The sequence below is a fragment of the Campylobacter concisus genome (assembly GCF_002912895.1).
Taxonomy (GTDB): domain Bacteria; phylum Campylobacterota; class Campylobacteria; order Campylobacterales; family Campylobacteraceae; genus Campylobacter_A; species Campylobacter_A concisus_G.
Map to the genome: position 1 here is coordinate 1 of NZ_POZX01000082.1, position 9058 is coordinate 9058.

The 9058-nt window shown below is 37.7% G+C and carries 11 protein-coding genes; 3 read left to right on the forward strand and 8 right to left on the reverse strand.

Features of this window, described 5'->3' with window-relative positions:
- From CYP51_RS09570 to mobB, 5 genes are all read right to left on the reverse strand, one after another.
- A partial coding sequence (locus CYP51_RS09570; RefSeq protein ID WP_103625251.1) for a ferrochelatase occupies window positions 1-661 on the reverse strand: 661 nt, incomplete at its 3' end.
- Window positions 662-2584, reverse strand: coding sequence for a methionine--tRNA ligase (gene metG / locus CYP51_RS09575; protein WP_103625252.1), 1923 nt, complete (start codon window positions 2582-2584; stop codon window positions 662-664).
- Window positions 2585-2599: 15 nt separating this feature from the next.
- Window positions 2600-2818, reverse strand: coding sequence for a hypothetical protein (locus CYP51_RS09580; RefSeq protein ID WP_084040864.1), 219 nt, complete (start codon window positions 2816-2818; stop codon window positions 2600-2602).
- Window positions 2818-3681 carry a class 1 fructose-bisphosphatase gene (locus CYP51_RS09585; protein ID WP_103625253.1) on the reverse strand — a complete coding sequence of 288 codons (864 nt, stop codon included), beginning with the start codon at window positions 3679-3681 and terminating at the stop codon, window positions 2818-2820. The genes CYP51_RS09580 and CYP51_RS09585 overlap by 1 nt, the downstream gene beginning before the upstream one ends.
- Window positions 3681-4160: a molybdopterin-guanine dinucleotide biosynthesis protein B gene (gene mobB / locus CYP51_RS09590; RefSeq protein ID WP_084040860.1), complete on the reverse strand. Its 480-nt coding sequence runs from the start codon at window positions 4158-4160 to the stop codon at window positions 3681-3683. The genes CYP51_RS09585 and mobB overlap by 1 nt, the downstream gene beginning before the upstream one ends.
- 120 nt (window positions 4161-4280) lie before the next feature.
- Here mobB and CYP51_RS09595 point away from each other — a divergent pair, with 120 nt between their 5' ends.
- Complete coding sequence (locus CYP51_RS09595) at window positions 4281-4760, forward strand: hypothetical protein (RefSeq protein ID WP_103625254.1); 480 nt, start codon at window positions 4281-4283, stop codon at window positions 4758-4760.
- Here CYP51_RS09595 and CYP51_RS09600 read toward each other — a convergent pair.
- Genes CYP51_RS09600 through gltX form a run of 3 tightly spaced genes read right to left on the reverse strand, consistent with a single transcriptional unit; the run spans window position 4681 to window position 7893 of the window.
- Window positions 4681-6318 carry a lytic transglycosylase domain-containing protein gene (locus tag CYP51_RS09600; protein ID WP_103625255.1) on the reverse strand — a complete coding sequence of 546 codons (1638 nt, stop codon included), beginning with the start codon at window positions 6316-6318 and terminating at the stop codon, window positions 4681-4683. The genes CYP51_RS09595 and CYP51_RS09600 overlap by 80 nt on opposite strands.
- A complete protein-coding gene (locus CYP51_RS09605; RefSeq protein WP_103625256.1) occupies window positions 6296-6589 on the reverse strand; it encodes a YggT family protein in 294 nt (97 codons plus the stop codon). The genes CYP51_RS09600 and CYP51_RS09605 overlap by 23 nt, the downstream gene beginning before the upstream one ends.
- 8 nt (window positions 6590-6597) lie before the next feature.
- Window positions 6598-7893, reverse strand: coding sequence for a glutamate--tRNA ligase (gene gltX, locus CYP51_RS09610; protein ID WP_103625257.1), 1296 nt, complete (start codon window positions 7891-7893; stop codon window positions 6598-6600).
- Between the two features lie 145 nt (window positions 7894-8038).
- On the opposite strand from gltX, the gene mscL reads away from it, so the two are divergent.
- On the forward strand, window positions 8039-8443 hold the full coding sequence (gene mscL / locus CYP51_RS09615) for a large-conductance mechanosensitive channel protein MscL (RefSeq protein ID WP_087578533.1): 405 nt from the start codon (window positions 8039-8041) through the stop codon (window positions 8441-8443).
- Window positions 8444-8545: 102 nt separating this feature from the next.
- On the forward strand, window positions 8546-9058 hold a 513-nt coding region (locus tag CYP51_RS09620), incomplete at its 3' end, for a Crp/Fnr family transcriptional regulator (protein ID WP_103604173.1).

The window sequence follows — 9058 nt, forward strand, 5'->3', positions numbered from 1 at the left end:
TCCTACCTTCGTAAGGCTTAAATGAAATTTTATTGCTATCAAGAAATTTTAAAAGCCCATAAAACATCCCAGCAAAAACTAGTGGTATGTTTAAGTTTTGATAGTATGTTTGCTTAAAGACTGTGTTTGTAAAAAAGATCGAGCTTGGATTTATCTCGTGCATAGTTGTATCTGTGTAAATGGTCTCAAAAAGAGGTGATATTCGCTGAAGTGTTCTTGTGTCATCGCCAAAAAAGACATCAAAGACCTTTGCGTGAAAAATTTGGTTAAAAAGCTCAGTGATATTTTTTGACATGACGTGTGCGTTAGAGCCAAGCTTTGATTTTTCTAAAAAATCATTTATAAAAGGATTTACGGCGCAAAATTTTAAATCTTTGTGAGTAGCCTCAAATCTCATGAGTTTTATCATGGCAGTTTGTAAGCTACTAACTTTTAAAAAAGCGATCTCTTTGTCGATAATTGGCACATTATCTTCGCTAATTATGGCGTATGCGCCTTGTTTAATCGCTGTTTCTATGTCGCTATCGTTTGCGTTTAAGCAAATATACGCAAAGCCACGTCTTACATGCTTTAGTTCGAAAACAAACTCGCTTACGCTAGTTATCGTCGGTGCATTTAGAGCCTCGGCATTTATTAGGCGTGTTAAATTTTCTATTGTCATTTAGCCAACGATCGCGCCATTTTTAACCTTACCTTGCGTACCAAGAAGCGTTAGCGAGCCATCAGATGCGCTTAGGATCATGCCTTGAGAGATATACTTTTTCATCATTGTTCGCTCTTTTAAATTTGCTAAAACGCAAACTTGTTTGCCAATAAGTGAGCTAGGCTCGTAGTATTTTGCGATGCCAGATAAAATTTGACGCGGCTGCTCCTCGCCAAGATCTATCTTAAATTTAAGCAGTTTCTCACTGCCTTCAACTCTCTCGCACTCGAGCACTTCGCCTACTTTTATCACCACCTTTGCAAAGTCATCAATGCTAATGATCTCACTCTCTTTTTTCTCCTCTTTTGGCTCAGTTTTTGCCTCAACCTTTGGCTCATTTGCCTCGCTCATTAGCTCTTTTTCTATCCTTGGGAAAAGTGGCTCGGTAGCTTTTGCTACAAAATTTGAAATTTCATTTTTCAAAACAAGACTTTCATAAGATGCTGTGTCTATGCTAAAGCCAAGCGTTTCAGCTATCTTAGTACAAGTTTTTGGCATAGCTGGGCTAAGTAGTATCGCCACTTTTGCAAGCAAATTCGCACAAAGTGCTACAAGTGCGTTTGCATCGTCAGTTTTGCCAGCTTTTACAAGTGACCATGGCTCATACTTCGCAACGGCTACATTTGCAAGCGTTACGACCTTCCAAAGATCCTCTAAGTAGCGGTTCGTCGCTAAATTTTCTAAATTTTTTATAGCCTCATCAAGGTAGCCTTTTGCCTCATCAAGCTCGGCTTTATGAAATTTGAGTACATCTTTTGAGCCAATTTTATAGTCGCTATACTTTGAGCTCATGCCCACAATGCGGCTTAGCAGGTTGCCAAGTCCGTTGCCAAGCTCTGAGTTTATGCGCTCGATTAATGCTTTTTGGCTGTAGTCACCATCTTGACCAAATGGCACCTCTCTAAGCAAAAAGTATCTGAAATTTTCAAGCCCATAAGCGTTTGCGACCTCTCTTGGGTTTATGACATTGCCCTTGCTTTTGCTCATTTTTTCGCCATTTATGGTCCACCAGCCGTGCGCTGCTACGTGTTTTGGTAATGGCAAGCCAAGACTCATCAAAAATGCCGGCCAGTAAACTGCGTGAAAGCGTAAAATATCTTTGCCAACGATGTGAGTAGTGTATGGCCAAAGATCCATTCTAGCATCATCTCTTGAATATCCTAGTGTTGTTAGGTAGTTTATAAGCGCGTCAAGCCAGACGTACATAACGTGCTTTTCATCGTTTGCGCTCTTTGGTAGCTTTATGCCCCAGTCAAAGCTCGTTCTTGTTACTGAAAGATCTTTTAGTCCACCTTTTACAAAGCTTACGACCTCGTTTTTCTTGCCTTTTGGGATGACGCAAAGCTCGTCATTTTCGTACCATTTTAAAAGCGCGTCTTCATATTTTGAAAGCTTGAAAAAGTAGCTCTCTTCTTTGACTAAAGACGTCACGCGGCCACAGTCTGGACAGTGATTGTCTTCTAGTAGGTCTCTTTGGTTAAAAAAAGTTTCACAGCTAACGCAGTAAAATCCCTCATATTCGCCTTTGTAAATGTCGCCATTTGCTTGCATTTTTTCAAAAACATTTTGCACAGTTTGTTTGTGCTCTTCGTCGGTCGTTCTTATAAAATGATCATAGCTTATCTCAAACTCATCCCAAAGTGATCTAAATTTCGCACTGATCTCATCAGCATACTCTTTTGGTGTCTTACCTCTTGCGCGAGCTGCTTGTTCGATCTTTTGACCATGCTCATCTGTGCCAGTCATAAAGTAGGTCTCTTTGCCTTGCAAGCGGTTAAATCTAGCAAGTGTATCAGCGATGATAGTCGTGTAGGCGTGACCGATGTGTGGCACGTCGTTTACATAGTATATTGGGGTCGTTATATAAGCTTTTTCTTTCATATTTTTCCTTTAATTTTAAAAATCAAATCCGCCATCGCTGCCAGTATTGCCTTTTGACATCGAGTTATAGCAGCTATTTACATACTCTTTTCTTGTCTCGCAGTCAAAAAATACTTCGCAGTTAAAGCAGCTTTTTTGCCCTTTTTGGCTTTGGCACTCTTGCAAAATTTTTGCTTTTTGCTTTAAGGCTAGCTCAAATGCGTCAAGTGGCTCGTTTGCTTGTGTTTCTTGCATTATTTTTGCTCGTAAAATTTATACAAAAGAGAAATTTCATTACGTGAGCCAAAAAAGCATGGCGTTGTTTGGTGAATTTTTTCTATTTTTATATCAAAAAGTGTTTGGTTTTTGCCGTTTGAGGTTGCGCCCTTTGCGTTTTCATATATGAAGGCAAATGGCAACACTTCAAAGACTACTCTTAGCTTGCCATTTGGATGATCACTCGTTGCTGGGTAGCTAAAAAGGCCACCACCTTTTAGTAGAATTTGATGCAGGTCACTCACCATCGCACCTGAGTATCTTAGTCTGTAGCCCTCGTTAAATAGCTCGTTTATGAAGTTTCTATGAGTTTGGCTCCAGCCCTTTTGCGTAGCCCCTGTGGCGTTTAGCTTGCCTTTTTCTTTTAGCTCAAGCTCTTTTACAAATTTAAACTCGCCATCTTTGCCAAGCCTGTAAAATTTAGGCAAAGCGCCCTTTTTCTCAGCAATTACCAGCTCAAGTCTTGGGCCATATATGCTGTAAGCTGCGGCTATTAAATTTTCTGGTTTTACTTCGTTTTCATAGATACCAAAGATCGAGCCAACGGCGAAATTTACATCAACTAAGCTTGAGCCATCAAGTGGATCGTAAGCGATTATAAATTTAGCATTTTTATTTATCTCAAGCTCATCCTCTTTCTCTTCGCTAATTAGCGCTTTTACGCATGAAAGCTGCTTAAATTTAGCTGTGATGATCTCGTCGCTTTTTACATCAAGCTTTAGCTGGGTGTCGCCAGTTGCGTTTTCGTGAGTTGTGTAGCCAAGATCGGCGTATTTTATCACTTCGCTTATCTCTTTTGCGATCTCTTTTATGGTGTTAAAAATTTGGTTTAATTCTTGCATTATACAGCCTTTGCATTTTTAATTATCCACGCACAAATGGCGTCTATATCGTCTAAATTTATATTTTTTATCTCGTAAGGAATTTGTTTTTTATATGTTGCGATCGCGTCTGAAAAGCTAAGATATTTTTCATCTATTTCATCTTTAAAAACGCTTAACCTTGGTAGTGGAAGCGTCTTTAAACCCTCAACTAAGAGCATATCAAACTCACCTAGCATTTTAATGACATCGCTAATTTCTTGTGGATTTTGTGAGAAATAAGTTGTTCTAGTCGGACTCATCACCACCACATCTGCTCCGGTTTGAGAAAATTTAAAGCTATCCTTGCCTTCAACATCAAATTTGGCCTTGTCGCCTGGATCATGTTTTACTATCGCGACTTTCAAACCATCATCTATAAATTTTTTTGCTACCTTTAAAATAAGAGTCGTTTTCCCGCTATTTGAAGGGCCAGAAAAAGCAATAGCAAGTCTTTTCATAAGAACCTTTTTTGTTAAAATTTCTCGCGATTATAACTTATGTTGGCTTTAAAATTTATGAGTGAAATTTAAAAATTAAAATGCTAAAATGGCAGAAATTTTAGAAATTCAAGAGTTTTTATGAGCAAATTTATATCGTTTTTTGTATTTATTTTGATGATATTTGGCTGTGCTGGTGAAAAAGTAATCGTGCATGAGCCGTTAAAAAATGAGCTTTTGGCCTACACAAGCAAAAGTGAGATTATTGATGGTGCTGACAGGACGCTCATCATCGCTACCTATTTAAATCCGATCTACAATTCAAATTTAGACCAGAGCAAAGAGCACTTTTTGGTGGCCATAAATCCAAAAGAGCACGCTAGCGAGCTAAATAATATAAAGGTAAATAACGACTCAAATGCCACAAATACAAGGCTACTTGATGAAAATGACGAGATGCTAAAATTTGCTGGATTTTCGATGCCTTGGGCGCTCTATTATGAAGTGACCGCACCAAGTAAGCAAAGCGATGATCTAGCACTTAGTTTCGAAATTTATCAGTCAAAGCCGGTTTTGTTAAATTTTCGAAAAGTTGCGAAATCTTTATATTGGAACCAGTAAGTGCCATATAGATTACGTAGTTGGCAAGCACCTTCTTTCCGTAGTTTCTAGTTTCTGCGACTGGGACAAGCTCGATCGATAAAAATGGCTCGAATTTTCCCTCTTTAAACATATCATCTCTTGTGATAAGCTTTTTGGTAAAGCCAATACCGCCGTTGTACGCGTATGCGGTAAAGAGCGGATGATAGAGAAATTTATCAAGATAGTTTAGGTGGTGATTTGCAAATTTAAATGCGACATCTGTTTTAAAAAGATCGTCTTCATCAAAATTTGGGATCTTTAGCTCTTTTTTACCGATCGCATTTGCTAGAAATGGCATAAACTGCATCATTCCAAGGGCGTATGAAGTAGAAACCACGCTTGGGATAAAGAGACTCTCTTGTCTAGCTAGGGCATAGATCATCGATTTTCTCTCGTTGCTGATGCCCTCAAGCTCAGGAGAACTTGGCATCAAGAAGTATTGTTTCTCCCAGCCATGCGCCTTTTGCATGAAGTATGCATAGGCACCGATACTTTCGTTTGTATAAAATTTCTTTGCAAATTCGCTTGCTTGCGTGGCATTCATATCCTTTGCAAGGGCTACAGTTTTGTTCCATAAAAACGGATCGCTTACGTCAAAATTTTCGATATTTTGCTTACTAGGCCTTGGTACGATGACCTCGAGTGGTTCGCCACCGATCAAATCTCTTGCGTAAAGTGAGTAGATATTTGTGTCCTTGCTGGCACCTAGCTCTTTTAAAAAGCTTTCGTTTTTGCTTATCTGGTACTGCCAAAAGGTCGCATTGTCTCTTTGCCAAGCTCTTTCAAATGTACTTTTAGCTCTTGCAAAAAGACTAAAAGCGATATCGTCTTGTCCTAGTAAAATGGCATTTAATCCAAGCGTAAAAGCATCTTTTTTCTCAGTGATGGCTGGATCGATACTTAGCAAATTTCTTCTAAAACCTTCATATTTTTTATTAAAAACAATATCGTTTAATAAATTTGTAAAGCCCTTTTGAGAGTATAGCTTGGTCATGAAATTTGCATCAAAGCTTTCGCTAAAAAGTATACTTTTATTTTGCGGGCTAGAGGCGTTAAATAGCTCTAGAAAGCTCTTTGTATCATTTAAATTTGCAAAAGCTTTAGCCGGATTTACTTCATTTAATGCGAGTAAAATTTTTGATTTTTCTGGATTTGTCTTTGCAAGATTAGCTGCCAAAATTTCACGAGTATGATTATCAAGCTTTAAGCTAAAAGTAATAGATGTTAGCAAATTTTGGCAAGCTAGATTTGCTTGGGTGATATTTTTTGCATTTACACCAGGGCATTTGCTAGGAGCCGCTTTTGGAGGTAAAATTTTATCGATTGATTTTTGAACAAGGCCTGCTCTTCTAAATACATCACGCGAAAGATCTGCTATCTGCTCTTTTGTATAACTGCCCTCGTTGATAAGGCGGTTGATGTAGTAGTCTTTTGCAAGGCTTTTTGGCTCGTTTTTTAGCTCTTCATAGGTATAAATTTTAGCTAAAAGAGCAACACAAACAAGAGAGAGAATACTAAAGTGACGCAGCAAAACCAAATAAAAGCCTTATTAAAAATTGATCTAAAAATTGAAGTGCTAAAAGTACGATAAGCGGAGTAAAGTCGATGCCACTAAAATTTGTTTTTATATAGCGTCTAATAAAGCTATAAACCGGCTCAGTTAGCCTATAAAGTAGCTGCACGACTGGCGAGCTAGGATCAGGTCTGACCCAGCTAATGAGCGCTGCTGCGATGATGATCCAAGTATAGACCGTGATAATAAGGTGCAAAATGTTTGCGATCGCTGAAAATAGGGTGGAAAGTATCATTTTTGCTCCTAGATTAAAATTTTGGCCAGATCATCTTTGATGAGCGGATAGAGCTCGCTTAGCTCAGGACCGTGAAGGTCGTTTGTAAGTAGCGCACGTAGTGGCATGAAAAAGTTTTTACCTTTTAAATTTGTAACGCTCATAAGCTCTTTTTTAAACTCATCAAATGTTTCGCAAGCTTTTAAATTACGAGCTGCTTTTTTGATGATATCAAATTCATTTTTGTACTCATCTGGAGCTATTTTTGGTGAATATATAGCCTCAACTTTTGCTTTTATCTCAGGCACTAATGAGCTTTCTTGAGTGTAAAATTTAACTAGCTCAGCCTTGCTCTCATCTACGCCAAAAATTTCTTTTATACGCTCTTTTGAAGCAAGCTTGATGTGTTCTCTATTTATTTGCTCAAGTTTTTTCACGTCAAATCTAGCAGGTGAACGTGAAATTTTGGTTATATCAAACCACTTCACCGCATCTTCGATCGTAAAAATTTCAGTTGGAGTTTTGTTTCCAAGAAGTATCAAATAGTTTGCAATCGCCTCAGGCAAAAATCCCTGCTCAAAGAGCCATTTTACGCTTGATTCGTTCTCACGCTTGCTCATTTTTTTACCCTCAATATTTAAAAGTATAGGCAAATGCGCGTAGTTCATCTTGCCAGTGTAGCCAAGGCCTTCGCGTATGAGGTCTTGCTTTGGTGTATTGCTCACGTGATCCTCGCCGCGTATGACAAAGGTCACGCCCTCAAGCATATCATCAACCGCACAGGCAAAGTTGTAAGTTGGAGTCTTGTCTGCTCTCATGATGACAAAGCTATCAACAGCGTCTGGCTCGAAGCTTAGCTCGCCTTTGATCGCATCTGTAAAGCTCATAGTGCGTGTTGGCTTTTTCATGCGGATGACAAATGGCTTCTCGTAGTTTAAAACTTCGGCGTCACTTAATCTCTCGCAGGTACCGTCATATCTATATGCCACGCCTTGTTCTTTTGCTTTTTGTTTTTTTGCCTCAAGTTCTTCTTCGGTGCAAAAGCAAGCAAAAGCTTTTTTGTCGATGAGGAGCTTTGAAGCTAGCTGTCTGTGGAATTTTAAATTTTCACTTTGGATGTAAATTTGCTTTGGTTTTATGCCAAATTTGCTTAAAATTTCTAAGATATCTTTCTCTTTTCCCTTGATATTTCGCTCTTTGTCGGTATCTTCTATGCGTAAAATAAAGCCACTTTTATCTTGCAAAGAACAAATATAATTAAAAATAGCGGCACGTAAATTTCCTATGTGCATATCTCCTGTTGGAGAGGGCGCAAAACGATACATAAGCTCATTCCTTACGTTAAATTTTGAGTTTGGATTATAACACCAGCTTGATAAATTTAAAGTTATGTAATTTGATTTTTTTAGCCGAAGCAAAGCATTTCTTGAATAAAATCCGAACAAAAATTTAACATTTTTAGGAGAAATAATGAGTTTTATAAGCGAATTTAAAGAATTTGCGATGCGTGGAAATGTCATAGATATGGCTGTTGGCGTTGTTATAGGTGGCGCGTTTGGAAAGATCGTTTCATCACTAGTTGGTGATGTTATCATGCCTGTTGTTGGCGTTTTAACTGGCGGTGTAAATTTCACTGATCTTAAGCTTACGCTAAAAGAAGCGGTAGAGGGAGCGCCTGCCGTTACGATAAATTATGGCTCATTTATACAAACAATGGTTGATTTTTTAATAATCGCATTTTGTATTTTCTGCGTCATCAAAGCTTTAAATACACTTAAAAATAAATTACCAAAAGAAGAGCCAGCTCCAGTAGAGCCTGAAACTCCAGCCGACATTGCACTTCTAACTGAGATTAGAGATCTACTTAAAAAATAATTTCATACAATTCGAAGGGAGAATTCCCTTTGAAAATCTATTAAAATTTATCTTATTTTTATATGCTAAAATGTTTTTTATTTTAAAGAGGCGAGTGAAAATATGATAGAAAAAATCCCATTTTTTCAAGGCTTAAACGAAGAAGATTTAGCCAAACTTGAAGCCATAAGTGTCGTAAAAAAGTATAAAAAGGGTGAATTTTTATTTATAGAAGGCGAGGAGCCAAAATGGTTAATATTTTTAATAAGCGGCTCTGTTAAGCTTTATAAAACCACGGCAAATGGAAAAGAAATTTTTATTCATCAGCTGGCTCCTATGAATTTTGTTGCGGAAGTCGTAAATTTTGAAAATATTGTCTACCCAGCTAGTGCCATTTTTACCATATCCGGCGAGGTATTAAAGATAAATTATGAAAAATTTGCGGCTGAATTTTTAATAAAACCAGAAATTTGTATGAAATTTTTAAAGTCAATGTCTGAAAAGATAAGAATCACAACAAATTTACTTCATCAAGAATTAATTTTAAGCTCAGAAGAAAAAGTGGCTAGGTTTATTTTAGATCATGAAGATTTATTTAATGAGCTAAAACATACTAAAATTTCATCAATACTTAAT